Genomic DNA, 26,418 nt, shown 5'->3' with positions numbered 1-26,418 from the left:
TGAAAGTAAACCGAAATGAAAGCATCCGATACCAAGGCCACGCTGTCGTTCAGCAACGGCGGCGACAGCGTCGAACTGCCGATCTACAAGGGCACCGTGGGCCCCGACGTGATCGATATCCGCAAGCTGTACGCACAGACCGGCATGTTCACCTACGACCCGGGCTTCATGTCGACCGCCGCCTGCCAGTCGGCCATCACGTACATCGATGGCGACAAGGGCGAGCTGCTGTATCGCGGCTACCCCATCGAGCAGCTTGCGACCAACTGCGACTTCATGGAGACCTGCCACCTGCTGCTGTACGGTGAACTGCCGGACACGGCCAAGAAGGCCAACTTCACCAAGCTCGTGACCAACCACACGATGGTGAACGAGCAGATGCAGTTCTTCCTGCGCGGCTTCCGCCGCGACGCGCATCCGATGGCCATCATGACCGGCCTGGTGGGCGCCCTGTCGGCCTTCTATCACGACAGCACGGACATCAACAATCCCGAGCACCGCGAGATCGCCGCGATCCGCCTGATCGCGAAGATGCCCACGCTCGTGGCCATGGCCTACAAGTACACGATCGGCCAGCCGTACATGTACCCGAAGAACGACCTGAGCTACGCCGGCAACTTCCTGCACATGATGTTCGCCACGCCGTGCGAAGAGTACAAGGTGAACCCGGTGCTCGAGCGCGCGCTCGACCGCATCTTCATCCTGCACGCAGACCACGAGCAGAACGCCTCGACCTCGACGGTGCGCCTGTGCGGCTCGTCGGGCACGAACCCCTTCGCGGCCATCGCGGCCGGCGTGGCCTGCCTCTGGGGCCCCGCCCACGGTGGCGCCAACGAAGCGGCGCTGAACATGCTCTACGACATCCAGAAGGAAGGTGGCGTGGAGAAGATCGGCGAGTTCATCAAGAAGGTCAAGGACAAGAACTCGAACGTCAAGCTGATGGGCTTCGGCCACCGCGTGTACAAGAACTACGACCCGCGCGCCAAGCTGATGCAGGAAACCTGCAACGAAGTGCTGACCGAGCTGGGCCTGGAACAAGACCCGCTGTTCAAGCTCGCCAAGGAACTGGAAAAGATCGCCCTGGAAGACGAGTACTTCGTGTCGCGCAAGCTGTACCCGAACGTCGACTTCTACTCGGGCATCGTGCAGCGCGCCATCGGCATCCCGGTGCCGCTGTTCACCGCGATCTTCGCGCTGGCCCGCACGGTCGGCTGGATCGCCCAGCTGAACGAAATGATCGGCGACCCCGAGTACAAGATCGGCCGCCCGCGCCAGCTGTTCGAAGGTTCGCCAAAGCGCGACGTGAAGCCGATCACGGCTCGCTGAGCTTCCGTCGAATCTCGATGATCAGAAAAGCTGCCTTCGGGCAGCTTTTTTTTGGCCTGTAAATTGCGATCTCTTTGGGCTCAAGAAGGAGAAGGCGAATGTCAGTTTTTCAACGCGTGACCTGGTTTGGCGCGAAGGCGGCATTCATCGCCTTCGCGACAACGCTGCTGTTCGGCTGCGCTACCGACGCTCCCGGCGCAAAGCCGCCGCAGCAGATTGCAGTGAAGGTTCTCATCATCAGCATGTTCAAGCCCGAGGCACAGGTGTGGTTCGAGCCGCTGAAGCTGACCCGGGAGATCAAGGTGCCGGGCCTGTCCGCCGACGATCCGCAGGTCAGGTGCAACGCCGATTCGGTGTGCCAGGTCACCACCGGCATGGGCCACACCAATGCGGCGGCTTCCATCACGGCACTGGTGTTCAGCGGGAAGTTCGACCTCTCGAAGACTTACTTCCTGGTGGCCGGCATCGCGGGCGTCGACCCGAATGTCTCGACCATCGGTTCTGCCACCTGGGCCCGGTTCCTGGTCGACTTCGGCATCGCGCACGAGATAGATGCGCGTGAAATGCCATCGACCTGGCGCTCTGGCTACTTCGGCATCGGCGCCAAGGATCCGGACTCGAAGCCCAAGTTCGAGTACCGGACCGAGGTCTTCCGCCTCAACGAGAAGCTGCTGCAGAAGGCCCTGAAGCTGTCGGCCAATGCGCCGCTGGCCGACAACGACAAGGCACGCGCCTACCGCGCCAGGTATTCGCAGCCAACCGCGAAGGCCCGCCCGTCGGTCCTGCAATGCGACACCGCGGCTGGGGACACCTACTGGCACGGCAGGTTCCTGGGCGAAACCGCCACGCGCTGGGTTTCGCTCGTGACCGACGGGCAGGGCAAGTACTGCACCACCCAGCAGGAAGACAACGCCACCTACGAGGCATTGAAGCGAGGCGCCAGCGCGGGGCTGCTCGACCTGCAGCGCGTGGCGGTTCTTCGCACGGCATCCAATTTCGATCGGCCCTACCAGGGGCAGACCGCTTACGCCTCGTTGAATGCCGAGTCGGGCGGGTTCCCCATCGCTACCGGCAATCTCCTGATCGCAGGACGCCCTCTGGTGGATGCGATCGTGGGCAACTGGCCTGCCTGGAGCGCGGGGGTTCCCGCGGACTGATCCGCTCCGGGCTCAGCCTTTCACCACTTCACCCGCACGCCGATCGACCCGTTGATCGAGCTCTTGACCTTGGCGTCGCCACCGCTGGCCCAGAGCTTGCCGATTTCGCCGTAGAGGCTTGTCGTCTGGCCCAGCGCCAGCGTGAAGCCACCTGCCAGCTCGGTGCTTGTGCCGCCCGTCGGCGCCGAGATATCGGTCGTCGTCGCCCCGTTCACGAAGCGCGCGATGTCCGCGCCGCTCGATGTCCTGTAGACGTTGAAGCGGCCGTACGGCTGAAGCGCGCCGATGCCCGTGTCGATCTGGCCCTTCACCCGAACGCCCGCACGGGCGATCCAGCCGCCGTCGGCCTGCGGCTGAGCGATGGCGCCAGCGATGGCGGAGTTGTTCAGATCCATGTGCTGGTGAATCAGCTGCAGCTGCGGCTCAACGCTCCAGCCACTGCCGCCCAACGCAAAGGCCTGGCCCACCTCGATCGAGCCCAGCAGGCTGTTGCCCTTGCCGCCGACACCCGGGCTCAGGAATGGCTCGACCGTGTAGCGGTGACGGCCCGACTGCACCACCGCATCGGCGTAGAAGCCGCTGTCGCTGGTGTAGGTGCCGTACACGCCCAGGTACTGGCTGCGCAGGTCGTTGCGGCCCACGGCCAGGTTCTGGATGCCGCTGGCGAAGCCTCTCACGCGGGCATCGCCGTCGAGCTGGCCGACGTAGAGGCCTGCTCGCCAGTTCGGCATGACCAGCAGGTCTGTGCCGGCCTGGAAGCCGGTGAGGCGCCCTTTGCTGGATGGCGAGACGGCACCGCCCTGCTGGATGTCGATGTCGGTGGAGAGCACGCGGGCCCAGGCTCGGCGATCAGAACCGGTCGGGGTGGTCGCGGTGCCCTTGACGTCGTCATCTCCCACGCGCTTGCGCAGGTCGCCCAGCATCGCGAGGTTGCCCTGTCGCAGCTGGCCCGCCAGCGCGGCGTAGAGCGAGGCTTCCGCGCGGTAGGTGACCACGGGCGCAGAGGGCGTGGGCGCACCTGGCGATGCTGTGGTGCTCGAACGCAGGAACCAGTTCTCGCCTGCGCCGTTGGCATCGGCCGCGTACAAGCGGTACTCGTAGGCGCCGGCATCCACGTGGCCATTGGCCAGCGAGAACGCATCCTTGGTCGTCTGGGCAGTGGTCGTCGCGCCGTTCTGCGCGGTGATCACCTCGATGCCGTTGCCGCTGGTGAGCGCACCCAGGCCGCCGAGGTTGGTGATCTGCACCGTGGTCTTGCCGCTGGCCACCGCAGTTGCGCCGTTGAGCACCAGACGATCCGACGGCCCCGTGCCGTTGAGCGCGGTGCCGAGCCTGAGCACGCCGTTGTTGCCGACGTACGCGCCCGTCACCGTCAGCGTGGTGCCTGCGGTCGCACCCACCAGCGAGACGGTGCCGCTGTTGGCTAGCGAGGCCACGCTCTGATTGAAGCCCGCCAGATCGAGCGTCGCGCCCGAAGCCACGCTGTGCGCCGAAGCCGCGCTGAAGGTGTTGGCGGCGCCCGCCTTGAGCGTGCCCTGCGCGACGTTGGTCGCGCCGGTGTAGTTGTTGGCGCCCGACAGCGTCAGCGTGCCCGTGCCTTCCTTCGTGATGAAGCCGCCGCCGCTGATCGCGCCGCTCAAGATCGCGTTGAATGCGCCGGTGTCGATGACCGGATCGTTGTTGCCCGTGAGCTGGATCGCGTTGGCGATCGTCAGCCCGTCGGCGCTGAAGCCCAGCGTGGTGTCGTCGTCCATCAACAGCGTGCCAGTGCCCAGCGCCAGGTTGTTGCCGAGGTTCAGGCGCCCCTGGCGCAGCGCGGTGCCGCCGGTGTAGGTGCTGGCGCCCGAGAGCGTCAGCGTGCCGGTGCCTTGCTTGACGAGGCCGCCGCCGGTGCCGGTCAGGCTGCCACCGAAGGTTTGCGATGTGTTGTCGGTCAGGGTCAAGGTGTTGGCACCCAGTGCCACCAGGCTGCCCGCCGCGCCTGACAGGTGCGCCACCGACTGGCTGCTGCCGGTCGACAGGTCGAACACCGCGCTGGCCCCCGTCAGCGATACCCCGGTTGCCCCGGCCAGGGTGCCCGCGCCGGCCAGCTTCAGCGTGCCGTTGCTGATGGTCGTCTCGCCCGTGTAGCTGTTCGCGTTCGTCAGCGTCAGGATGCCGGCGCCCGTCTTCGTCAGGCCGCCGGTACCGCTGATGCCGCTTGCCAGCGTCACGTCGTTGCCATTGGTGTCGAAGGTGCCGCCGCTTGCACCCAGCGCATTCAACCGGCCGGAAATGTCCGTCGTGTTTGCCGCGGCCCATTGCAGGCTGCCGCCGTTCAGAGTGATGCGGCCGGTGCCGAGGTTGCCGCCGTTGCTGAAGTTGATCAGGCCGGCGTTGACGATCGTGGCGCCCGAATAGGTGTTCGCCCCGGTCAGGAAGGTGATGCCGCTGGCGTTCTGCACGACCGCGCCGGTGCCGGCGATGGCCGTGGCAAATGTGTAGGCGGCATCGGACTGGTTGAAGTTGATCGTGCCCGCATTGGTGATGCTGCCGACCAGCCCGGTGACGGTGCCGGCGGTCGTGCCGTTGGCCGTGGCATTACCGATGTTGAGCGTGCCGTTTCCATTGATGGTGAAAGCGGCGCCGGTCAGGTTCAGCGTGCTGCCATCACCCAGGTTGAAGACACCCGCGCCGCCCGCCCCGCCGTTGCCGGAACAGCCGCAGTTGCCGCCCGTGCCACCCAGGCCGCCGATGTACAGCTGGGTGCCGACCGTGATGGTCGCCCCGCCGGTGGCAGTGAGCGTTCCACTGCCGCCCGTGCCGCCATTGCCGCCCCGTGTGAAGGGGGCTCCGCCCGAACCGCCACCGCCACCGGCACCGCCGATCAGCAGCGTGTTGGTGACGTTCAGGGCCGTGCCGTTGAGATTGAGTACCCCCGCACCTCCGTCGCCTCCATTCATGCCGCCCAGGTTGGCACCGTCCCCGCCGCCGGCGCCGCCCCCGATGCCGACGTAGTCGTAGATCGGCAGGAGGCTGCTGCCGCTGGCCGGGCTGGGGAGAGTCTGCGTCGGAGCGGGAACACCACCCGCACCACCAGCGCCTGGAAGGTAGAAGTCTGCCCCGCCACCGCCGCCGCTGATGCTGCCGTTGCCGCCGTCACCGCCGCCCGTGCCGCCGGCGCCTATGAGGAGCACGTCGGCCGCGTGCGCTAGCGGCGCGGCCAGGCCCAGCGACACCGCGAACATCGCGCTCGCCGCGGCGCGACGCCGTGCGCGGCGCTTCCCGCCCGCGCCCGCTCCTTTGACGGCCGACACGGCCAGTTCAGATACAGCCTGCCAGACGCCCAGACTCCCGTTCCAGACGACCCTGAAAGTGCGATTCATCCTGTTGATCCCGTTCTGTTTTGTCGGATCCGGCTACGTGGTCGCAGCCGCGTTTCACGGAACGCCACTCGAGGCACTTGCTCGCGATGGAGCGATGCCGGGCATCCGGGAGACTTGAAGGAGCCAATGTAAGATTTGCAACAGGACGATTCAATTACCCGAAAGAGTAGTCATGAACACCGACCCGATCCTGTTGCAGGAAATCGTGCGCCTCTACGAGGCCGAACCTGACCTGCTGACGCTGCCGCAGCTTCTCTTCGAGGGTGTGGTCCGCCTGACGGACTCCGACGTGGTCGGCTGGACGGAGGTCCACCATCGCAGCGGCGAGCTGCGCGCGCTGCTGTCGGTCGAAGACGACCCGGATCGGCGCCAGGCGGCGTTCCAGGCCTACGCACGTCACGCGGGCAGCCACCCTTTCTGGCAGAAGGATCCCGCCTTTTACGGCGAGCGCGCGGTGCGTGAATCGGATGTCTTCACCGACGAGGAATTCATGGCGCTCCCCATGGCTCGCGATGTCTTCCTGCCATCGGGCGCCCACCGCATCATGGGCGTCCTGATTCAGCACGGCGAATACGCGTTGGATCTGAGCGCGCATCGGGTCATCGGGCGACCGGCATACAGCGATGCGCAGCGCGACCGGCTCCAGATCTACCGAGGGCACGTGCTGCGCGTATACCGCCAGGCGCAGCAGCGTACCGTCGACAACCTCCCCCCAGCCGACCGTCTTCGCTACGCCTTTCCGGAGTTGACGCAGCGTCAGGTCGAGGTTGCCGTGTGGATTGCCCAAGGCAACTCGAACGAGGCCATCGCCAGTGCCATGAACGTCACTCTGGATACCGTCAAGGCGCATTTGAAGGCGATCTTCAGCAAGATCGGCACCGACAGCCGGCTCGCCCTGGCCAAGCTTGTCCACACCGTACCGCCGTTCTCGCAGATGCCGCCGCTGTGGAAGCTGCCGATGGGAACGTGGAAAACGCAAACCAGACCAGGGTGACGCGCACGGCGAAGCCGTGCAGCCGCAGGGCATCCCGTCGCCACCCGGCAACGATGCCATCGTGCATCGCGATGGATACGGGGCAAAAACAAGGGGAAAATGGCAATCTCATCGCAAAGCGCGATGACTCCCCACAGCCCCATGAGCACATCCGAACGCAACTTCGCCCGCCGCATCGACCTCACGTCGCTGCAGCTGTTCGTTGCCGTGTGCGAACTGGGCAGCATCGGCCGCGCTGCCGAGCGCGAGTTCATCGCGGCCTCGGCCATCAGCAAGCGGCTGTCCGACCTCGAGGCCACGCTCGGCACCACCCTGCTCTACCGCCACGCGCGCGGCGTCGACCTCACGCCCGCCGGCGAAAGCCTGCTGCATCACGCCCGCTCGGTGCTCTACAGCCTGGAGAAGATGCAGGGCGAACTCAGCGAATACGCCGACGGCGTGCGCGGCCACGTGCGGGTGCACGCCAACATCTCGGCGATCGTGCAGTTCCTGCCCGAAGACTTGGGTGTGTTCACACGCGCCCACGAGGCCATCAAGATCGACCTTGAAGAACACCTGAGCAGCGAAGTGATCCGCGCGGTGCAGGAAGGCGCGGCCGACCTCGGCGTGTGCCACGTGGCCGGCGGCGCGAGTGAGTTGCAAAGCCTCTCGTACCGGCACGACCGCCTCGCGCTCATCGTGCCCACGGGGCATGCGCTGGCGGCGCAGGGCGCCATCGATTTCGTGGATTCGCTCGACTTCGATCACGTCGGCCTGCACACCAACAGCTCGATCTACGTCGCGATGCACGAGGCCGCGCTCGACGCCGGCCGCAGCATCAAGCTGCGTATCCACGTGACGGGCCTCGACGCCATGTGCCGGATGATCGAGAACGGCCTGGGCATCGGCGTGATGCCGCAGCGCGCCTTCGAGCTCATGCAGAACGGCATCGGCCGCGGCCTCGTGAGCGTGGCGCTCAACGACGCCTGGGCGGCACGCGAGATCCGGCTGGTGGCGCGCGACTTCTCCACCCTGCCGGTGGCGGCGCGCTCGCTGGTGAATCACCTGCACGCGGCTGCGGACGCTGCAGAACAGATCGCGGCCTGAACCTCGAATTCACGGCCGCAACGACAGACAATCCATTTCCCCACGAAAGACAAGAGACCGACATGGCACGCACGCTCTACGACAAGATCTGGGACGAACACGTCGTCCACACCGAGGAAGACGGCACCGCGATCCTCTACATCGACCGCCACCTGGTGCATGAAGTGACCAGCCCTCAGGCCTTCGAAGGCCTGCGCGAAGCCGGTCGCAAGCTGTGGCGCATCAGCTCGGTCGTGGCCACCGCCGACCACAACACGCCCACCACGGGCTGGGAGCGCGGCTACGAAGGCATTGCCGATCCGACCAGCAAGGAACAGGTCACCACGCTTGACCACAACATCGCCGAATTCGGCGCGGCCGCGTTCTTCCCGTTCCTGAGCAAGCGCCAGGGCATCGTGCACGTGATCGGCCCCGAGTCGGGCGCAACGCTGCCGGGCATGACTGTCGTCTGCGGCGACTCGCACACCTCCACGCACGGCGCGTTCGGCGCGCTGGCGCACGGCATCGGCACCAGCGAGGTCGAGCACGTGATGGCCACGCAGACGCTGCTTGGCAAGAAGGCGAAGAACATGCTCGTGAAGGTCGAGGGCAAGCTGCCGCTCGGCTGCACCGCCAAGGACATCGTGCTGGCCATCATCGGCAAGATCGGCACGGCCGGCGGCACGGGCTACACCATCGAGTTCGCGGGCTCGGCCATTCGCGACCTGAGCATGGAAGGCCGCATGACGGTCTGCAACATGGCCATCGAGGCCGGCGCGCGCGCCGGGCTGGTGGCGGTCGACGAAAAGACCATCAGCTACGTGAAGGGCCGTCCGCTCGCGCCCACCGGCGTGGAGTGGGACCAGGCAGTGATCTACTGGCGCACGCTGCAGTCCGACCCTGGCGCGACCTTCGACGCCGTGGTCGAGCTCGACGCCGCGCAGATCCAGCCGCAGGTGACCTGGGGCACCTCGCCCGAGATGGTGGTCGATATCAACGGCCGCGTGCCTGATCCCGACAAGGAAAAAGATGCGAACAAGCGCGGCGCCATCGAGCGCGCGCTGGTCTACATGGGCCTGGAGCCGAACAAGGCCATGAACGACATCTTCATCGACAAGGTGTTCATCGGCTCTTGCACCAACAGCCGCATCGAAGACATGCGCGAAGCCGCCGCCGTGGTGAAGAAGCTCGGCCAGAAGGTCGCGAAGAACGTGAAGCTCGCGATGGTCGTGCCCGGCTCGGGCGTGGTGAAGGAACAGGCCGAGCGCGAAGGGCTCGACCTGATCTTCAAGGCCGCTGGCTTCGAATGGCGCGAGCCCGGCTGCTCGATGTGCCTCGCAATGAACGCCGACCGGCTCGAGCCCGGCGAGCGCTGCGCATCCACCAGCAACCGCAACTTCGAAGGCCGCCAGGGCGCCGGCGGCCGCACCCACCTCGTGAGCCCGGCCATGGCTGCCGCTGCTGCCGTGCACGGCCACTTCGTCGACGTGCGCACCTTCGCCTGATCTGGAGACAACACATGCAGAAATTCACCGTGCACAAGGGCCTCGTGGCCCCGATGGACCGCGAGAACGTCGACACCGACGCGATCATTCCGAAGCAGTTCCTGAAGTCGATCAAGAAGACCGGCTTTGGCGTGAACCTGTTCGACGAATGGCGCTACCTCGACGCAGGCTTTCCGGGCCAGGACCCGGCCAGCCGCAAGCCCAACCCCGACTTCGTGCTGAACCAGCCGCGCTACGCCGGCGCTTCGGTGCTGCTGGCGCGCAGGAACTTCGGCTGCGGCTCGTCGCGCGAGCATGCGCCGTGGGCGCTCGACCAGTACGGCTTTCGCGCGATCATCGCGCCGAGCTACGCCGACATCTTCTTCAACAACAGCTTCAAGAACGGCCTGCTGCCGATCGTGCTGCCCGAAGCGCAGGTGGCCCAGTTGTTCGACGAGACCTTCGCGTTCCCGGGCTACCAGCTGACCATCGACCTGGAACGCCAGGTGGTCGTGAAGCCCGATGGGCAGGAGTTCGCGTTCGACGTGCAGGCCTTCCGCAAGTACTGCCTGATCAACGGGCTGGACGACATCGGCCTCACGCTGCGCCACAAGGACAAGATCAAGGCCTTCGAGGCCGAGCGCCTGGCGCAGAAGCCGTGGCTCGCGCACACGATGATCTCCTGATCGCGCGCATTTCCGTTTTCAAAAAACCTCAGACCAATTTATGAAAATCGCAGTTCTCCCGGGTGACGGCATCGGCACCGAAATCGTGGCGGAAGCCGTCAAGGTGCTCGACGTGCTCGACCTGAAGTTCGAGATGGAGTCGGCGCTGGTCGGCGGCGCGGCCTACGAGGCGCACGGCCACCCGCTGCCTGAATCGACGCTCAAGCTGGCGAAGGAATCGGACGCAGTGCTGTTCGGCGCCGTCGGCGACTGGAAGTACGACAAGCTCGACCGCCCGCTGCGGCCGGAGCAGGCGATCCTGGGGCTGCGCAAGAACCTCGGCCTGTTCGCGAACTTCCGTCCCGCCATCTGCTACGAGCAGCTGGTGGATGCATCGAGCTTGAAGCCCGAGCTGATCGCGGGCCTGGACATCCTGATCATTCGCGAACTGACCGGAGACATCTACTTCGGCCAGCCGCGCGGCCGCCGCATCGCGACGGACGGGCACTTCCCGGGCGCCGAAGAGGCGTTCGACACGATGCGCTATTCGCGCCCCGAGATCGAACGCATCGCCCGCGTGGCCTTCGAGGCCGCCCGCAAGCGCAGCAAGCGCGTGACCAGCGTCGACAAGAACAACGTGCTGGAAACCTCGCAGCTGTGGAAAGACGTGATGCTCGACATCGCGAAGGAATATCCGGACGTCGAACTCGACCACATGCTGGTCGACAACGCGGCCATGCAGCTCGTGAAGGCGCCCAAGAAATTCGACGTGGTGGTCACCGGCAACATGTTCGGCGACATCCTCTCGGACGAGGCCGCGATGCTCACCGGCTCCATCGGCATGCTGCCCTCGGCATCGCTCAATTCGAGCAACCAGGGCCTGTACGAGCCCAGCCACGGCAGTGCTCCCGACATTGCCGGCAAAGGGGTTGCCAATCCTTTGGCTACAATCCTGTCCGCTGCCATGATGCTCCGCTTCTCACTCAACCAAGCCGAAGCTGCCGACCGTATCGAGTCGGCGGTCAAGGACGTGCTTGCCTCCGGGCTGCGCACGGGCGACATCTGGTCAGAAGGTACGAAGCGCGTCGGCACCCGCGAAATGGGCGACGCGGTCGTTGCAGCAATCACCAAAAAGACGATTACCGGCTAACCGCAGCCCGCTTCGTCACGCCCCTCCCCGGCTCGACGAGTCGGGGGCAAGAAAAGACAACTTTTTCTTTTTTCATAAGGGCAAACTGAAATGGCGAACGCATCTCAACCTCTGGTCGGCCTCGTGGGCTGGCGCGGCATGGTCGGCTCGGTCCTGATGGACCGCATGCAGGCCGAAGGCGACTTCGGTCTCATCGAGCCGGTCTTCTTCTCGACCTCCAACGCCGGCGGCAAGGCCCCGGCGATGGCCAAGAACGAAACCGCGCTGAAGGATGCGAACGACATCGAGGCACTGAAGAAGTGCGACATCGTCATCACCTGCCAGGGCGGCGACTACACCAGCGAGGTGTTCCCCAAGCTGCGCGCCGCCGGCTGGAACGGCCACTGGATCGACGCCGCCTCCACCCTGCGCATGCAGGACGACGCGATCATCGTGCTCGACCCGGTCAACCTGCCGGTCATCGAGAACGCGCTCGCCAAGGGCGGCAAGAACTGGATCGGCGGCAACTGCACCGTGAGCTGCATGCTCATGGGCGTGGGCGCCCTCTACAAGGCAGGCCTGGTCGAGTGGATGACCAGCATGACCTACCAGGCGGCCTCGGGCGGCGGCGCGCAGCACATGCGCGAGCTGCTGACCCAGTTCGGCACCCTCAACGCCGAAGTGCGCGCCCTGCTGGACGACCCGAAGTCGGCCATCCTCGAAATCGATCGCAAGGTGCTGCACAAGCAGCAGACCCTCAGCGCCGCTGAAACGGCCAACTTCGGCGCGCCGCTGGGTGGCTCGCTGATCCCCTGGATCGACAAGGACCTGGGCGACGGCATGTCCAAGGAAGAGTGGAAGGGCGGCGCCGAGACCAACAAGATCCTCGGCCAGGGTCCGGGCTTCAGCACCGCTGCCACGCCGGTCGACGGTTTCTGCGTTCGCATCGGCGCGATGCGCTGCCACAGCCAGGCCCTGACCTTCAAGCTCAAGAAGGACGTGCCGGTCGCCGACATCGAAGCGATGATCGCCGCCGACAACCCCTGGGCGAAGGTCGTGCCGAACACGCGCGAAGCCACCCTGAAGGACCTGACGCCGGTGGCCGTGACGGGCACCATGGACATCCCAGTCGGCCGCATCCGCAAGCTGGCGATGGGCCCGGAATACGTTGGTGCCTTCACCATCGGTGACCAGCTGCTGTGGGGCGCCGCGGAACCGCTGCGCCGCATGCTGCGTATCCTGCTCGAAGCCTGATGCGGGCTGCTCAGGGCCTTTTGAAACATGAATTGTTGCCTTACGGCAACATCGAATGTGTGCGTAAGTATGCGCGCACTGGGTAGAACAAGCGCATTGCCTTGTCAGTGCCCGGTGATGGTGCTAACGTCCTCTTACAAATTCTGGGCCTGAGCCGCCCCCTATCAGCATGACAAGACATCTGTTGCCTGCGGCCAGCCCATCGGCCGCTCGCCCGCCTCTGCCATCGAATGGCTGGCGCCTTTCCATCCTCGGCGCGGCGGCAGCCGTGGCCCTGGGCATCGTCAGCACCGACGCCAGCGCATTCGCGCTGGGTCAGCTGAAGGTGCAATCGGCACTGGGCGAACCCTTGCGCGCCGAGATCGACGTGACCGAAATCGCCGCCAACGAGGCGGACGGTCTGAAGATCAACATCGCCACGGCCGAAGCTTTCAAGAGCGCGGGCGTTCCGTACAACTCGGCACTGAGCGACGTCAAGGCGACGCTTCAGCGCCGCGCCGGCGGCCAATACGTGGTGCGCTTGAGCGGTAACCGCCCGTTGAACGACCCGTTCATCGACCTGTTGCTCGAGGCCAACGGTTCGTCGGGCCGCATCGTGCGCGACTACACCGTGCTGCTCGATCCGCCGGCCACGCGCCAGGCGGCGGCACCGGCCACGCCCATTTCGCCCCAGATCGCCACGCCGACCGAACGCGTTGCCCCGGCAGCCCGTGCTCGCCGCGAGCGCCCTCCGGTGGTGCCGGCTGCGCCTTCGGCAGCCCCCTCTGCACCTGCGGCAGCTTCACCGGCGCCTGCGCCCGCTGCGGCAGCACCCGCCCCTGTCACCGCAGCCGCTCCGGCGGTTCGCAGCGGTGGCGGCGAACAAGTCACCGTTCAGCGCGGCGACACCGCCAGCAAGATCGCCGGCGCCCACAAGCCAGCCGACGTGTCGCTGGACCAGATGCTGGTGGCGCTGCTGCTCTCCAATCCCGATGCATTCGTCGGCGGCAACGTCAACCGCATGCGCGCCGGCGCGGTGCTCGACCTGCCGAGCGGTGCCGAGGCGGCCGCCATTCTGCCGGACGAAGCCCGCCGCACGGTCACGGCACAGAGCCGCGACTTCGGCGCCTACCGCCAGCGCCTGGCCGACAACGCGCCGACCTCGAACGTGGCCGCCGCCAGCCGCAAGGCATCGGGCAAGCTGCAAGCCAACGTCGAAGACCGCAATGCAGCGGCCAGTGCCCCCGACAAGCTCACGATCTCGCAAGGCAACGCGGCCACCCGCGCCGCCGACGAAAAGGTCGCGCAGACCCGTCAGGCACAAGACAACAACAACCGCGTTGCGGAACTGTCGAAGAACATCAACGAGCTGAACAAGCTCAAGGCTGCAACGGGCACCGGTTCGTCGGCACCTGCCGCAGCCGCTGCGCCGGCAGCACCGTCGACGCCGGGCATCCCGGTTCCGGCACCGACCACCAGTGCCACGACCGCTCCCCCGGTCGCAAGCCCTGCACCAGCACCTGTTGCTGCACCAGTTCCGGCTCCCGCCCCCGTTGCGGCAGCCGCACCGGCCGCTCCCGCCGCAGCAGCACCGAGCCCCGCGCCCACGCCCGAGGCAACGGCAGCGGCCCCTGCTGCTGCACCGGCTCCGACGGCCGAGGCCGCAGCCGCTGCCGCGCCAGCTGCAACCGACGCCGGTGCCGCTCCCGCAACTGCGGCAGCCAGCGCCGCAGTGGCCGCCGCTGCACCGAAGCCAGCCGTGAAGAAGCCCGCTCCGCCGCCCCCGCCGGAGCCCACCTTCCTCGAAGAACTGCTGGACAACCCGCTGATGCTGGCCGGCGCGGCGCTGATCGCGCTGCTGATCGGCTTCCTGCTGTACCGCGTGCTGGGCCGCCGGCGCGAGGAAATGAGCGAAAGCGTGTTCCTCGAAAGCCGCATCCCGAAGGATTCATTCTTCGGCGCCAGCGGCGGTGAATCGGTCGACACCAAGCATCGCGGCGACTCCACCGTCTCGTCGCTGTCGTACTCGCCGAGCCAGCTCGACGCGGGCGACGTGGACCCCGTGGCCGAAGCCGACGTGTACCTGGCCTACGGCCGCGACCTGCAGGCCGAGGAAATCCTGCGTGAAGCGCTGCGCCTGAACCCCGACCGCACCGCCATCCACCTGAAGCTGCTCGAAATCCACGCCAAGCGCCGCGATGTGCGCGCCTACGAAGGCCTGGCTACCGAAGTGCACAAGCTGACCGGCGGCCTCGGCTCCGACTGGACCCGCGTGGTCGACATGGGCAAGGATCTCGATCCGGGCAACCCGCTGTACGAATCGGGCGCTCCCCGCAGCGGTGGCGGTGCCAGCGCTGCCGAGACGGCCGCCTTCGCAGGCGCCCTCGCTTCGGCCGCCAAGCCGGCAGCAGTTCCGCCTCCCGCAGCACCGCCAGTGGCCGTTGCACCGCCTGCCTTCGTGCCCTCGGTGGCACCGCTGGACTTCGACCTCGACCTGACCACGCCGCCGGCACCCGCCCCTGCGCCGGTCCAGCACGCACCGGTCGGCGCCAGCCTGCCGAAGTCGGTCTACGCGCCCGCTCCGACGACAGCACGCCCCGCGCCGCCCCTGTCGAACGGCCACGCCGCAACGCCTGTCGATCTCGAGAACGACTTCGACACCGCCCCCGGCGCGCTGTCGGCAGACACGCTCCCCAGCTCGCTGAGCGATGCGGAACACAACACCCGTCCCGCCGCACTGCGCAATGCGCTGCCGGCCGACTCGGGTTTCATCGAATTCGACATGAGCGCGCTGGCAGGTCTGCCCGCTGCCCGCTCGGCCGAAACTGCAAGGTCTGCGGCTACCGCGCCTGACGACGAAGGCGACGACAGCCCGCACGCCGTCAAGCTGTCGCTCGCTCGCGAACTGCAAGCCATCGGCGACGTCGAAGGCGCCCGCTCGCTGGTCGAGGAAGTCGAAGCCGAAAGCGCCGGCGACCTCAAGTCGCAAGCCCGTCAACTGCTCGCAGAACTGCGCTGAGCGATTGCCGCTCCTGTCGTTCTTCCTGAATTCGTGAGGCTGGCGCTCGGCATCCGGTACAACGGCCAAGCGTACGAGGGCTGGCAAAGCCAGCGCTCGGGCCTCACGGTGCAGGACAAGCTCGAAGCGGCCCTCACGAAGTTCGCCGCGCAGCCCATCGGCACGCTGTGCGCCGGCCGCACCGATGCCGGCGTGCACGCGCTGATGCAGGTGGTGCACTTCGACACCACCGTCGAGCGCGAACCCTTCTCCTGGATGCGCGGCACCAACCGCTTTCTGCCCGACGACATCGCGGTGCAGTGGGCGCAGCCGGTGCCCGACGAATTCCATTGCCGCGCCAGCGCCCTGGCGCGCCGCTACCTCTACGTGCTTTCTCAATCGCCGGTGCGGCCCAGCCTCGATACGGGCCGGGTCGGCTGGTCGATGCATGCGCTCGACGGCGATGCGATGCGCGCCGCGGCCGCGCTGCTCGTTGGGCGGCACGACTTCAGTTCGTTCCGCGCCTCGGCCTGCCAGGCGCGCTCGCCAGTCAAGGACCTGCGGCGCATCGAGATCACGCGCGTGGGCGACGGCGAACGCTGCCGCTGGCATTTCGAATTCGAAGCCGACGCCTTCCTGCACCACATGATCCGCAACCTGATGGGTTGCCTCGTGCGCATCGGCCGTGGCGACGAACGGCCCGAGTGGATTTCTGAAGTGCTCGAGGCGCGCAGCCGCAAGGTGGCGGCGCCCACCTTCTCCGCGGACGGCCTGTATTTCCTGGGCCCGTTGTACGACGCCAAGTGGGGTCTGCCGGCGGAAGCCACGCTGCAGGCCGGCGGGGCTCCGTATGATGGCCCGCCATGACCGCGCCTCCCGTTCCCCGCACCCGCATCAAGATCTGTGGCCTGACGCGTGAGGCCGACGTGGATGCGGCAGTCGAAGCCGGCGCCGACGCCATCGGCTTCGTGCTCTACGCGAAGAGCCCCCGCGCCGTGACACCCGAGCGCGCCGCCGAACTGGCCTCGCGCCTGCCCCCGTTCATCACGCCCGTGCTGCTGTTCGTGAACGAGGATGCTCCCAAAGTCATAGCAGCACTCAGCCGCGTGAAGGGCGCCATCGCGCAATTCCACGGCGAGGAGACGCCCGAACAGTGCGAAGAAGCCAGCGGCCCGGGGCGCTTTCGCTACATGCGCGCCGCCCGCATTCCGCTGGGGGCTGCCGGGGCCGGCTTCGACCTCGTAAAATACGCGTCCGATTACTCCCACGCCCAGGCCATCCTGCTCGACGCGCACGTCGAAGGTTATGGCGGTGGCGGCAAGGCATTCGATTGGTCACTTCTTCCACCCGCCGTCGACGCTCACCTCGTCTTGAGTGGTGGGCTCACACCTGCAAACGTGAGCGATGGCATTCGCATCCTGCGGACGCGCTGCAAGACGCTGTCCGTTGATGTGAGCTCGGGCGTCGAAATCGACGGTCCCGGGAACAAGGGCCTCAAGGACGCCGGAAAGATCCGGCAATTCGTCGCAGCCGTCAGGGCTGCCGACGCGTCCTTCTCCAGTTAGCCGCCGCAGCCGATCGTTGTCGGGCTGCGGCTCACCGATCGAGAACCATGCAAAGCCAATTCCAGGACTACCAGCAACCCGATGCCACCGGCCATTTCGGCAACTACGGCGGCACCTTCGCGAGCGAAACGCTCACCCACGCGATCAACGAACTGCGCGACGCGTACGCCAGGTTCAAGGACGATCCGGCGTTTCTCGCCGAATTCCACTACGAGCTGAAGCACTTCGTCGGCCGCCCCTCGCCGATCTACCACGCCGCACGCACCAGCCGTGAAATGGGCGGTGCGCAGATCTACCTGAAGCGCGAAGACCTGAACCACACCGGCGCGCACAAGATCAACAACGTGATCGGCCAGGCGATGCTCGCGCGCCGCATGGGCAAGCCCCGCGTCATTGCCGAAACCGGCGCCGGCCAGCACGGCGTGGCCACCGCCACCATCTGCGCGCGCTACGGCCTCGAATGCGTGGTCTACATGGGCAGCCAGGACGTGAAGCGCCAGAGCCCCAACGTCTACCGCATGAACCTGCTCGGCGCGACCGTGGTACCCGTCGAATCCGGCAGCAAGACGCTGAAGGACGCGCTCAACGAGGCGATGCGCGACTGGGTCACCAATGTGGAAAACACCTTCTACATCATCGGCACCGTTGCCGGCCCGCACCCCTATCCGACGATGGTGCGCGACTTCCAGAGCGTGATCGGCACCGAGTGCATCGAGCAGATGCCGGCCATGCTCGCGGCCGACGGCATCACCGGCGAGGCCGAGGGCAAGCAGCCCGACGTGGTCGTCGCCTGCGTGGGCGGCGGCAGCAACGCCATGGGCATCTTCCATCCCTACATCCCGTTCGCCGGCACTCGCCTGATCGGCGTCGAAGCGGCTGGCGAAGGGCTCGACAGCGGCAAGCACTCGGCGTCGATCCTGCGCGGCAGCCCCGGCGTGCTGCACGGCAACCGCACCTACCTGCTGCAGAATGAGGACGGGCAGATCACCGAGACCCACAGCATCAGCGCGGGCCTCGACTACCCAGGCGTGGGCCCCGAGCACGCGTACCTGGCCGACATCGGCCGCGCCGAATACGTCGGCATCACCGACACCGAAGCGCTCGAAGCCTTCCACTACCTGTGCCGAACGGAGGGCATCATCCCCGCGCTCGAATCCAGCCATGCCCTGGCCCATGCAATGAAGCTCGCCAAGACCATGCGCCCCGACCAGTCGATCCTGGTGAACCTCTCGGGCCGCGGCGACAAGGACATCGGCACTGTCGCCGACCTGTCGGGCGTCGATTTCTACGACCGGCCCTCGATGCGCGGCCTGAGCGTGAAGGGAGGCAAGTGATGAGCCGCATTGCCGCCACCTTCGACGCGCTGAAAAAAGACGGCCGCCGCGCCCTGATTCCCTACGTGACCGCCGGCTTCCCCTTCGCCGACATCACGCCCGAGCTGATGCACGGCATGGTCGAGGCCGGCGCCGACGTGATCGAGCTGGGCGTGCCCTTCTCCGACCCCATGGCCGACGGGCCCGTGATCCAGAAAGCCGGCGAAGCCGCGCTGGCATTGGGCATCGGCATGAAGCAGGTGCTCGCCATCGTGGCCGCCTTCCGCCAGAAGGACACGACCACGCCCGTGGTGCTGATGGGCTATGCCAACCCGGTCGAGCGCTACGACCTCGTGCATGGCAAGAAGGCCTTCATCCGCGATGCGGTCGCCGCCGGCGTCGACGGCCTGCTGGTGGTCGACTACCCGCCGGAAGAGTGCGAAGACTTCGCCGCCGAGCTGAAGGCTGCCGGCATCGACCTGATCTTCCTGCTGGCCCCGACCAGCACCGACGAGCGCATGGCGCAGGTCGCGCGCATCGCCAGCGGCTACGTCTACTACGTGTCGCTCAAGGGCGTGACCGGCGCTGGCCACCTCGACACCGAGGCGGTCGGCCAGATGGTCCCGCGCATCCGCCAGCACTTGAGCATCCCGGTCGGCGTGGGCTTCGGCATCCGCGATGCGCGCACGGCGCAGGCGGTCGGATCGGCCGCGGATGCGGTCATCATCGGTACCAAGATCATTCAACTCATCGAAGACCAGCCCCGCGAGCGGGTGGTGCCGGCGGTGCGCGAATTCCTTGCGGGCATCCGCGAGGCGCTCGACGCGCTGCCTGCCGCCACGGCCAAGAACGCGGCTGGTCGATAATCACCGCCAACACAAGGAGCCCCTTATGAGCTGGCTTGAAAAACTGCTACCCGCCAAGATCGCACAAACCGACCCGTCCGAGCGCCGCCAGGTGCCCGAGGGCCTGTGGATCAAATGCCCCGCCTGCGAGACCGTTCTGTACAAGACCGATCTCGAGCACAACCAGAACGTCTGCCCCAGCTGCAGCCACCACCACCGCATCGGCGCCCGCGCACGGCTCGACGCGTTCCTCGATGCCGAGGGCCGCTATGAAGTCGGCCAGGAAGTGCTGCCGGTCGACGCCCTGAAGTTCAAGGACAGCCGCAAGTACCCCGAGCGCCTGAAGGAAGCCCTGGAAAACACCGGCGAGACCGATGCGCTGGTCGTCATGGGCGGCTCGGTCCACAGCATCAGCGTGGTCGTGGCCTGCTTCGAGTTCGAATTCATGGGCGGCAGCATGGGCAGCGTGGTCGGCGAGCGCTTCGTGCGCGGCGTCGAGACCGCCATCGAGCAGAAGGTGCCCTTCATCTGCTTCACCGCCACCGGCGGTGCGCGCATGCAGGAAGGCCTGCTCTCGCTGATGCAGATGGCCAAGACGAATGCCGCGCTCACGCGCCTGGCAAAGAAGGGCCTGCCCTACATCAGCGTGCTGACCGACCCGACCATGGGCGGCGTGTCGGCAGGCTTCGCCTTCGTGGGCGACGTGGTGATCGCCGAGCCCAAGGCGCTGATCGGCTTTGCCGGCCCGCGCGTGATCGAATCGACCGTGCGCGTGACGCTGCCCGAAGGCTTCCAGCGCGCCGAGTTCCTGCAGACCAAGGGCGCCATCGACTTCATCAGCGACCGCCGCGAACTGCGCAAGACCATCGCCAGCACGCTGGCCATGCTGCTGCGCCAGCCGGCCGACGCGGTCAGCTGAGCGAAACAGGGCAAAAGCAAAAGGGCCCGGGTGCGATGCACCCGGACCCTTTTTTTATTGCCGCTTCAGAAAGTCAGTTGATAGGCAAACACCAGCAGGTTGCCCAGCACGATCGCGATCACCTGCAGCACGACGATGGCGGCCAGCGGCGACAGGTCGACCCCGCCGATCAGCGGAATGAAGCGGCGAAACGGCCGCACCAGCGGCTCGGCCAGGCGCGAGATCAGGTCGAGCAGCATCGGCGAGGCATTTGGAATCCACGACAGCACCGCATAGACCACCAGCAGCGCGGTCAGGCCGGAAACCGCCAGTTGCATCAACCCGACCAGCGACACCAGCGGCAAGGTCGCGATACGCCCAAGATTGCCCACCAGCAGCCACAGCAGCAGAAACTTCAGCATCACCAGCAACCAGGCCGCGATCAGGCTTGCCATGTCCCAGCGCTTCACCGCGGGCACGATGCGCCGCAACGGCAGCACGATCCAGTCGGTGATGGCGAACACGAAGCGCCCGAGCGGGTTGCCGAACGGCACCCGGTGGTACTGCATGTAGAGCCGCAGCAGACATGCGCCGCCGAGGAGGCCGACGATCACGTCGAGAAGGAACGAGGGAATCTGATAGAGCATGGGGCGTGGCCGTGAGCGGAATGCGATGATAGCCACGCAAGGCTCTTCGATGACGACACAACCCTTTTTGCATTCACTGCCATTGTTCCCGCTCGGTACGGTCCTGTTTCCGGGTGGCCTTCTTCCACTGCGCATCTTCGAGGTTCGTTATCTCGACATGATCGGCAAGTGCCGCAAGGCCGACGCGCCCTTCGGCGTGGTGAGCCTCACCAGCGGCAGCGAAGTGCGCAAGGCCGGCGCCGATGCGGAAAGCTTCGCCGCCATCGGCACGCTGGCCATGATCCGCGAGTTCGAATCGCCGCAGAGCGGCCTGCTGCAGATCGAATGCGTGGGCACGCAACGCTTTCGGGTTCGCAGCAATGAGCTGCAGAAGCATGGCCTGTGGGTCGCCGAGGTCGAGGCCGTGAACGACGACGTCGCGCTTGAAATCCCCGACGACCTGCGGCACACCGCCACCGCGCTGCAGCGCCTGATCGACACGCTGGAAGAGCGCCGGCGTGCGCAAGGCGAAGCGGTGCGGCTGCCGATCGGCGCGCCCTATCAGCTCAACGATTGCGGCTGGGTGGCCAACCGCTGGTGCGAACTGGTGCCGATGCAACTCGAACTGCGCCAGCGCCTGATGGAGCTCGACAGTCCGTTGATGCGGCTCGAACTGGTCAGCGATCTGCTCGCACGCACGGGCATCACTGAATAGGCTGCTACTTTTTTTGTAGCACATTGCGCAGGATTGACGGGCGCTAGGCGCAGGTTTTATTCAAACCCGATGGGCTAAAATGCCAGCCCCGCGCACGCTCCCGGATGCGCGCCACCCGCCTCCCATGTCCGATCACCTGACCCCTCACCTTCCCACGCCCGCTGCGGCACCGGCCGCGACCACGCCTGCCGCCGACGACAACAAGCTCATCGCCGAACGCCGCGAGAAGCTCAAGCTGCTGCGCACAGCGCAGGCTGAGGGCAAGGGTGTCGCGTTCCCGAACGACTTCAAACCGGGCCATCGTGCGGCGGCACTCATCGAGGCACATGACGCCACCGAAGCCGAAGCCCTTGAAGCTCAAGCCGTCGCCGTGAGCGTGGCGGGCCGGATGATGCTCAAGCGCGTCATGGGCAAGGCCAGCTTCGCGACGCTGCAAGATGCCACCAGCCGCATCCAGCTCTACGTAACGCGCGACGCGGTCGGCGAAGAGGCTTATGCCGAATTCAAGCGCTGGGACCTAGGCGACATCATTGGCGCCGAAGGCACACTGATGAAGACCAAGACCGGCGAGCTGTCGGTCAAGGTCACGAAGATTCGCCTGCTGACCAAGAGCCTGCGGCCTTTACCCGGTGACTTCTACGGCATGGCCGACCAGGAGCAGAAGTACCGCCAGCGCTACGTCGACCTGATCACCGACGAATCGGCGCGCGTGCGCTTCACTGCGCGCAGCAAGGCCGTGAGCGCGCTGCGCGAGTTCATGGTGGCCAACGACTTCCTCGAAGTCGAGACGCCCATGCTGCATCCGATTCCGGGCGGCGCGAACGCCAAGCCCTTCAAGACGCACCACAACGCGCTCGACCAGGAGATGTTCCTTCGCATCGCGCCCGAGCTGTACCTCAAGCGCCTGATCGTCGGCGGCTTCGAGCGCGTGTTCGAAATCAACCGGAGCTACCGCAACGAGGGCATCTCGGTGCGGCACAACCCCGAGTTCACGATGATGGAGTTCTACGCGGCCTACTGGAACTACCGCGACCTGATGGACTTCACCGAGACGCTGATCCGCACCATCGCCGACAAGGCCGTGGGCACGCTGCAGCTCACCTACCAGGGCAAGCCGGTCGACCTGACCCAGCCCTTCGAGCGCCTGACGATCCGCGAGGCGATCCTGAAGTACACCGACGCCGGTGATGGCGTCGACGACGCCGCCTGGCTCATCAACGCCCTGCGCAAGATCGGCCTGAGCGAAGAGAAGGACAAGCTCTCGCAGCGCAGTTTGGCCAGCCTGCAGGTGATGTACTTCGAGGAGACTGTGGAAGAGAAGCTCTGGCAGCCGACCTTCATCATGGAGCACCCGACCGAGATCTCGCCGCTGGCGCGCGCCAACGACGAGCGCCCCGAGGTCACCGAACGCTTCGAGCTGTACATCACCGGCCGCGAGTTCGGCAACGGCTTCAGCGAGCTGAACGACGCCGAAGACCAGGCCGCGCGCTTCAACGCGCAGGTGGCCGCCAAGGACAGCGGCGACGACGAAGCCATGTACTACGACCACGACTTCGTGCGTGCGCTCGAATACGGCATGCCGCCCACCGGCGGCTGCGGCATCGGCATCGACCGGCTGATGATGCTGCTGACGGATTCGCCGAGCATTCGCGACGTGATCCTGTTCCCGGCGCTGCGCAGGGAATCTTGAGCGTGTTGTCACCGTCGTCGCTGCCGACGATCGGCATCGACTTCGGCACCTCCAACTCCGCCGTGGCCTGCCGGGTCGATGGCGAGGCCCGCCTGTTGCCCATCGAAGGCGCGGCCACCACCCTGCCCACCGCGATCTTCTTCAACGCCGAAGACCGCACGACCCACTTCGGCCGCGACGCCATCGGCCAGTACCTCTCGGGCACCGAAGGCCGCCTGATGCGCTCGCTGAAGAGCCTGCTCGGCAGCGCGCTGATGCAGGAGAAGACTGCGATCTACGACGGCCTCGTGAGCTTCGAGGACATCATCGCGCGCTTCCTGCGCGAACTGGCCGTGCGCGCCAGCCGCGAGCTCGGCCGGATGCCCGAGCGCGTGGTGATCGGACGGCCCGTGCATTTCGTGGACGACGATGCCAGGCGCGACGAGCGTGCCGAAGAGAGCCTGCGCCACGCAGCGCGCGCGGCGGGGTTCCGCGAGATCGCCTTCCAGCTCGAACCTATTGCGGCCGCCTTCGACTACGAGCAGCGCATCGTCAAAGAGTCGATCGTGCTCATCGTCGACATCGGCGGCGGCACCTCTGACTTCACTGTTGTGCGCGTCGGCCCCGAGCGTGCCGCGCGCGAGGACCGCAGCGACGACGTGCTGGCCACCAGCGGCGTGCACATCGGCGGCACCGACTTCGACCAGCGCCTGAACCTCGAGCGCGTGATGCCGCAATTCGGCTTTCGCCACCACGGCCCGCAGGGACGCGAAGTGCCGAGCAAGGTGTTCTTCGAGCTCTCGTCCTGGCACCTGATCAACTGGCTCTACGCTGCCAAGGCGGTGCGGCAGGCAAAGGATTTGCGCACGAGCTACAGCGACACGCGGCTGCACGACCGGCTGATGACCGTGCTCGAAGAGCGGCACGGGCACCGCATCGCGAGCGCGGTGGAAGCGGCCAAGATCGATGCCTCGGTGACCGATGCGGCGACGGCGATCGACCTCTCCTGCGCCGAACACGGGCTGGTGGCCTCGCTCACGCCGGACGACATGGCACAGCAGCTGGCCGGACCACTCGAGAACGTGATTGCGTGCGCCCACGCCTGCGTCAAGCGCGCGGGCTTGCGCAGCGGCGACCTCGACGCGATCTACCTCACCGGCGGCTCTTCGGCGCTGCGACCGTTCCAGCACGCCCTGCGCAAGAGCTTTGCGGGCGTGAACCTGGTCGAAGGCGACCTGTTCGGCGGCGTGGCCACGGGGCTGGCCTGCGCGGCGCGCACGGAGCGCCGTCGCGCATGAAATACCTGGCGGGCTATCCGGCGCCCCTGCTGGACCAGGTCCGTCAGCTGATCGCCGAGGACAAGCTCGCTGCGCTGCTCGGCAAGCGCTATCCGGACGGAGTGCACAACGTGCAGACCGACCGCGCGCTCTACGAGTACGTGAACGAGCTCAAGAGCGAGTTCATGCGCAAGGCCGAACCGCTGTCGAAGGTGATGTTCGACAACAAGCTGCACGTGATCCGCAACGCGCTGGGCACGCACACCACGGTGTCGCGCGTGCAGGGCGGGAAGCTCAAGGCCAAGCGGGAGATCCGGGTGGCGAGCCTGTTCAAGGGCATGCCGCTGGCCTGGTTGCGGATGATCGTCGTGCATGAACTGGCGCACATGAAGGAGCGGGAGCACGACAAGGCCTTCTATGCGTTGTGCACGCACATGGAGCCGGACTACCAGCAGCTTGAATTCGACCTGCGGCTGTATCTGACGCACCTGGATATGAACGGCCGTCGGCTCTGGGACGCCAGCTCCCGGCCCTGATCAGTCGGACGCGAAGAACGCGGACAGCTCGCGCGCCAGCACCTCGACCTCTTCCTGGGACATGGTCTCGATGGCATGCGACGCACGCAGGTTCTCGGTGCCATGAAGGCTCTCGATCAATTCATTGCGCGAACCCGAATCGTGGTGCAAGTGGAAAAGGGGCACGTGCATCGAGTGCCAACGCAGACCCAGCCGCCCTGCCCTGCGCAGCAGTTCATCGTCCTCGCCGCCCCATCCTTCCAGGCGTGCGTTGTACCCGCCGACTCGGATGTACTCGCTACGCTTGAACAGCACGATGCCCCCATTGGCATTCGAGTACAGCACGCCGGCATCCGGAGGCAGTTGCTCCACGTCGATCGATGCGAATCGGGCGTAGTCGGGCAACTGCATGAAATCGCGCTTGAGTTCACCCGTCACGTTGATGACGCTCCAGTAGGGGCACAGCACCTCGCTGCTGTCCCGGTCCAGCAGCACATCGACACAGCCACGCAGCGTTGAAGGCTGGGCAATGGAATCGGCGTCGTGGAAGCAGATCACAGGGCTGCGGGCCAGCCGGACGCCCGTGTTGTAGAGCATCGACTTGGGAAACGGCCCATCGTGATGGATGAAGACATGCCGGATCTTCGGATCGCACAGCCGCTGCCAGTCGAAGCGCGGCGCCGTCGCCGCCTCCATCAACCACAGCCGGTAGTCGGTATAGGTGTAGGCCAGATGCGCCAGCACGGCATAGAGGTTCTCGCGCCGCTCTTCGGTCGCCTCCCTGTACGAAACGATGATGTCTATATCGCGAAGGGAGATCTTGTCGGTTGCCGTCATGAAACAACGTCCGTCAGAAGGGGCGGTACAGCACGACGTTGTGTTCGTCAGCCGGCTCCTTGTAGCGCGTGTCATGAATCGTCAGGTTGACCGCCTGCTTCTTGTCGCTGGAATGGTCGTTGAAAATTCCCGCTCCATTGACCGCACTCACTACCTCTGCCAGACCCGGCCCAGCCCAGTTGTCGTGCCCCCTGAGCAGATAGAAGTGCATCACGCCGCACTGCTGGTGCGCCCAGTAGTCGTGCCAGCCGAACGAATCGGGACGCCACAGCGAGTTGTGGCCTTCGAAGAAGATGGGACGGCTCATCGGCATGCATTCCGGCGTGGAAACGATGAGATAGCGGGAGCGGTAGTTGAGAAATTCCAGCAGGTCGCGGCCTTGCGAATGGAGCATGTGCTCGATGACATCGCCCAGGATCACTACGTCGTAGAGATCGCCGCTGCGTTCATAGAGCTTGTCGGCCGTGATCGGAAGAATCTGGTGGTAGCCGACCTCGCGCAGTTGAGGAAATGCCACTTCGTCACACTCCAGCGCGGTCAGCTCGCATTCGGGCACGACGTTCTTGAGCAAGGCTCCATATTTGCCGCCCCCGGCACCGATGTCCAGGATGCGCTTGGGATTGATCGTCTTGACGACGTGCTGCGTCAAGCTGTCGAAAGTCAGCCAGGATTCGCCGATGTGCGCCATGAGAAATGCCCCCCGAAACTGCCTGATTCAGAACATTTGACTCTATAGGACGGC

The 26,418-nt window shown here is 66.1% G+C and carries 22 protein-coding genes; 18 read left to right on the top strand and 4 right to left on the bottom strand.

Annotated features, from left to right (window positions below):
• Positions 1-15: 15 nt before the first annotated feature.
• On the top strand, positions 16-1,326 hold the full coding sequence (gltA, locus tag ACTG4X_RS09900) for a citrate synthase (RefSeq protein WP_093049522.1): 1,311 nt from the start codon (positions 16-18) through the stop codon (positions 1,324-1,326).
• A gap of 98 nt (positions 1,327-1,424) precedes the next feature.
• Entirely contained in the window at positions 1,425-2,483 is a 1,059-nt protein-coding gene (locus ACTG4X_RS09895; RefSeq protein WP_440533700.1) for a purine-nucleoside phosphorylase, read from the top strand.
• Positions 2,484-2,503: 20 nt separating this feature from the next.
• On the opposite strand, the gene ACTG4X_RS09890 is transcribed toward ACTG4X_RS09895, so the two are convergent.
• Entirely contained in the window at positions 2,504-5,848 is a 3,345-nt protein-coding gene (locus ACTG4X_RS09890; protein ID WP_440533699.1) for an autotransporter outer membrane beta-barrel domain-containing protein, read from the bottom strand.
• A 172-nt stretch (positions 5,849-6,020) separates the two neighbouring features.
• Here ACTG4X_RS09890 and ACTG4X_RS09885 point away from each other — a divergent pair, with 172 nt between their 5' ends.
• From ACTG4X_RS09885 to accD, 12 genes are all read left to right on the top strand, one after another.
• The gene (locus ACTG4X_RS09885) at positions 6,021-6,842 is read left to right on the top strand and encodes a helix-turn-helix transcriptional regulator (RefSeq protein ID WP_093172140.1); all 822 of its coding nucleotides are present in this window, start codon (positions 6,021-6,023) and stop codon (positions 6,840-6,842) included.
• A gap of 141 nt (positions 6,843-6,983) precedes the next feature.
• Positions 6,984-7,928: a LysR substrate-binding domain-containing protein gene (locus ACTG4X_RS09880; RefSeq protein ID WP_440533698.1), complete on the top strand. Its 945-nt coding sequence runs from the start codon at positions 6,984-6,986 to the stop codon at positions 7,926-7,928.
• Between the two features lie 62 nt (positions 7,929-7,990).
• Positions 7,991-9,412, top strand: coding sequence for a 3-isopropylmalate dehydratase large subunit (gene leuC / locus ACTG4X_RS09875; RefSeq protein ID WP_097199790.1), 1,422 nt, complete (start codon positions 7,991-7,993; stop codon positions 9,410-9,412).
• Positions 9,413-9,426: 14 nt separating this feature from the next.
• Positions 9,427-10,077 carry a 3-isopropylmalate dehydratase small subunit gene (leuD, locus tag ACTG4X_RS09870; RefSeq protein WP_093075564.1) on the top strand — a complete coding sequence of 217 codons (651 nt, stop codon included), beginning with the start codon at positions 9,427-9,429 and terminating at the stop codon, positions 10,075-10,077.
• A gap of 40 nt (positions 10,078-10,117) precedes the next feature.
• Positions 10,118-11,206 carry a 3-isopropylmalate dehydrogenase gene (leuB, locus tag ACTG4X_RS09865; protein WP_093172144.1) on the top strand — a complete coding sequence of 363 codons (1,089 nt, stop codon included), beginning with the start codon at positions 10,118-10,120 and terminating at the stop codon, positions 11,204-11,206.
• Positions 11,207-11,296: 90 nt separating this feature from the next.
• Positions 11,297-12,439: an aspartate-semialdehyde dehydrogenase gene (gene asd / locus ACTG4X_RS09860; RefSeq protein WP_093049497.1), complete on the top strand. Its 1,143-nt coding sequence runs from the start codon at positions 11,297-11,299 to the stop codon at positions 12,437-12,439.
• 169 nt (positions 12,440-12,608) lie between these two features.
• Entirely contained in the window at positions 12,609-15,437 is a 2,829-nt protein-coding gene (locus ACTG4X_RS09855) for a FimV/HubP family polar landmark protein (protein WP_440533697.1), read from the top strand.
• Between the two features lie 33 nt (positions 15,438-15,470).
• Complete coding sequence (truA, locus tag ACTG4X_RS09850) at positions 15,471-16,283, top strand: tRNA pseudouridine(38-40) synthase TruA (protein WP_440533696.1); 813 nt, start codon at positions 15,471-15,473, stop codon at positions 16,281-16,283.
• Positions 16,280-16,981, top strand: a complete 702-nt coding sequence (locus ACTG4X_RS09845) for a phosphoribosylanthranilate isomerase (protein ID WP_093049489.1) — start codon at positions 16,280-16,282, stop codon at positions 16,979-16,981. The genes truA and ACTG4X_RS09845 overlap by 4 nt, the downstream gene beginning before the upstream one ends.
• A gap of 47 nt (positions 16,982-17,028) precedes the next feature.
• Complete coding sequence (gene trpB / locus ACTG4X_RS09840) at positions 17,029-18,315, top strand: tryptophan synthase subunit beta (RefSeq protein WP_093075571.1); 1,287 nt, start codon at positions 17,029-17,031, stop codon at positions 18,313-18,315.
• Positions 18,315-19,160: a tryptophan synthase subunit alpha gene (gene trpA / locus ACTG4X_RS09835; protein WP_097199792.1), complete on the top strand. Its 846-nt coding sequence runs from the start codon at positions 18,315-18,317 to the stop codon at positions 19,158-19,160. Before trpB ends, trpA begins: the two co-directional genes overlap by 1 nt.
• Positions 19,161-19,185: 25 nt before the next feature.
• Positions 19,186-20,058, top strand: coding sequence for an acetyl-CoA carboxylase, carboxyltransferase subunit beta (gene accD / locus ACTG4X_RS09830; protein WP_012746558.1), 873 nt, complete (start codon positions 19,186-19,188; stop codon positions 20,056-20,058).
• Between the two features lie 65 nt (positions 20,059-20,123).
• Here the strand turns inward: accD and ACTG4X_RS09825 are convergent, their stop codons facing one another.
• Positions 20,124-20,684, bottom strand: coding sequence for a YggT family protein (locus ACTG4X_RS09825; protein WP_093049480.1), 561 nt, complete (start codon positions 20,682-20,684; stop codon positions 20,124-20,126).
• 49 nt (positions 20,685-20,733) lie between these two features.
• Here ACTG4X_RS09825 and ACTG4X_RS09820 point away from each other — a divergent pair, with 49 nt between their 5' ends.
• The 4 genes from ACTG4X_RS09820 (at position 20,734) to ACTG4X_RS09805 (ending at position 24,860) form a co-directional block, all read left to right on the top strand.
• On the top strand, positions 20,734-21,378 hold the full coding sequence (locus ACTG4X_RS09820) for an LON peptidase substrate-binding domain-containing protein (RefSeq protein WP_257014907.1): 645 nt from the start codon (positions 20,734-20,736) through the stop codon (positions 21,376-21,378).
• Between the two features lie 124 nt (positions 21,379-21,502).
• Entirely contained in the window at positions 21,503-23,068 is a 1,566-nt protein-coding gene (lysS, locus tag ACTG4X_RS09815; RefSeq protein ID WP_097199794.1) for a lysine--tRNA ligase, read from the top strand.
• Positions 23,065-24,345, top strand: a complete 1,281-nt coding sequence (locus tag ACTG4X_RS09810) for an Hsp70 family protein (RefSeq protein WP_373559390.1) — start codon at positions 23,065-23,067, stop codon at positions 24,343-24,345. Before lysS ends, ACTG4X_RS09810 begins: the two co-directional genes overlap by 4 nt.
• Complete coding sequence (locus tag ACTG4X_RS09805) at positions 24,342-24,860, top strand: M48 metallopeptidase family protein (protein ID WP_097199795.1); 519 nt, start codon at positions 24,342-24,344, stop codon at positions 24,858-24,860. Before ACTG4X_RS09810 ends, ACTG4X_RS09805 begins: the two co-directional genes overlap by 4 nt.
• Here the strand turns inward: ACTG4X_RS09805 and ACTG4X_RS09800 are convergent, their stop codons facing one another.
• Both ACTG4X_RS09800 and ACTG4X_RS09795 read right to left on the bottom strand, forming a co-directional pair.
• Complete coding sequence (locus tag ACTG4X_RS09800) at positions 24,861-25,676, bottom strand: glycosyltransferase family 2 protein (protein ID WP_179830470.1); 816 nt, start codon at positions 25,674-25,676, stop codon at positions 24,861-24,863.
• A 13-nt stretch (positions 25,677-25,689) separates the two neighbouring features.
• Positions 25,690-26,364 (bottom strand): hypothetical protein, encoded by a 675-nt coding sequence (locus ACTG4X_RS09795; RefSeq protein WP_093049465.1) that lies wholly within the window; start codon positions 26,362-26,364, stop codon positions 25,690-25,692.
• Positions 26,365-26,418: the final 54 nt, after the last annotated feature.

The sequence above is a fragment of the Variovorax sp. YR566 genome (assembly GCF_051992195.1).
In the GTDB taxonomy this organism is placed as follows: domain Bacteria; phylum Pseudomonadota; class Gammaproteobacteria; order Burkholderiales; family Burkholderiaceae_C; genus Variovorax.
The sequence above is the reverse complement of the archived record's forward strand: the minus strand, read 5'-3'. Positions and strand labels throughout refer to the sequence as shown.

Bases quoted from the DNA above. Each gene is read 5' to 3' on its own strand.
- gltA (WP_093049522.1), top strand. From the start codon at position 16: ATGAAAGCATCCGATACCAAGGCCACGCTGTCGTTCAGCAACGGCGGC.
- ACTG4X_RS09895 (WP_440533700.1), top strand. From the start codon at position 1,425: ATGTCAGTTTTTCAACGCGTGACCTGGTTTGGCGCGAAGGCGGCATTC.
- ACTG4X_RS09890 (WP_440533699.1), bottom strand. From the start codon at position 5,848: ATGAATCGCACTTTCAGGGTCGTCTGGAACGGGAGTCTGGGCGTCTGG.
- ACTG4X_RS09885 (WP_093172140.1), top strand. From the start codon at position 6,021: ATGAACACCGACCCGATCCTGTTGCAGGAAATCGTGCGCCTCTACGAG.
- ACTG4X_RS09880 (WP_440533698.1), top strand. From the start codon at position 6,984: ATGAGCACATCCGAACGCAACTTCGCCCGCCGCATCGACCTCACGTCG.
- leuC (WP_097199790.1), top strand. From the start codon at position 7,991: ATGGCACGCACGCTCTACGACAAGATCTGGGACGAACACGTCGTCCAC.
- leuD (WP_093075564.1), top strand. From the start codon at position 9,427: ATGCAGAAATTCACCGTGCACAAGGGCCTCGTGGCCCCGATGGACCGC.
- leuB (WP_093172144.1), top strand. From the start codon at position 10,118: ATGAAAATCGCAGTTCTCCCGGGTGACGGCATCGGCACCGAAATCGTG.
- asd (WP_093049497.1), top strand. From the start codon at position 11,297: ATGGCGAACGCATCTCAACCTCTGGTCGGCCTCGTGGGCTGGCGCGGC.
- ACTG4X_RS09855 (WP_440533697.1), top strand. From the start codon at position 12,609: ATGACAAGACATCTGTTGCCTGCGGCCAGCCCATCGGCCGCTCGCCCG.
- ACTG4X_RS09845 (WP_093049489.1), top strand. From the start codon at position 16,280: ATGACCGCGCCTCCCGTTCCCCGCACCCGCATCAAGATCTGTGGCCTG.
- trpB (WP_093075571.1), top strand. From the start codon at position 17,029: ATGCAAAGCCAATTCCAGGACTACCAGCAACCCGATGCCACCGGCCAT.
- trpA (WP_097199792.1), top strand. From the start codon at position 18,315: ATGAGCCGCATTGCCGCCACCTTCGACGCGCTGAAAAAAGACGGCCGC.
- accD (WP_012746558.1), top strand. From the start codon at position 19,186: ATGAGCTGGCTTGAAAAACTGCTACCCGCCAAGATCGCACAAACCGAC.
- ACTG4X_RS09825 (WP_093049480.1), bottom strand. From the start codon at position 20,684: ATGCTCTATCAGATTCCCTCGTTCCTTCTCGACGTGATCGTCGGCCTC.
- ACTG4X_RS09820 (WP_257014907.1), top strand. From the start codon at position 20,734: ATGACGACACAACCCTTTTTGCATTCACTGCCATTGTTCCCGCTCGGT.
- lysS (WP_097199794.1), top strand. From the start codon at position 21,503: ATGTCCGATCACCTGACCCCTCACCTTCCCACGCCCGCTGCGGCACCG.
- ACTG4X_RS09805 (WP_097199795.1), top strand. From the start codon at position 24,342: ATGAAATACCTGGCGGGCTATCCGGCGCCCCTGCTGGACCAGGTCCGT.
- ACTG4X_RS09800 (WP_179830470.1), bottom strand. From the start codon at position 25,676: ATGACGGCAACCGACAAGATCTCCCTTCGCGATATAGACATCATCGTT.
- ACTG4X_RS09795 (WP_093049465.1), bottom strand. From the start codon at position 26,364: ATGGCGCACATCGGCGAATCCTGGCTGACTTTCGACAGCTTGACGCAG.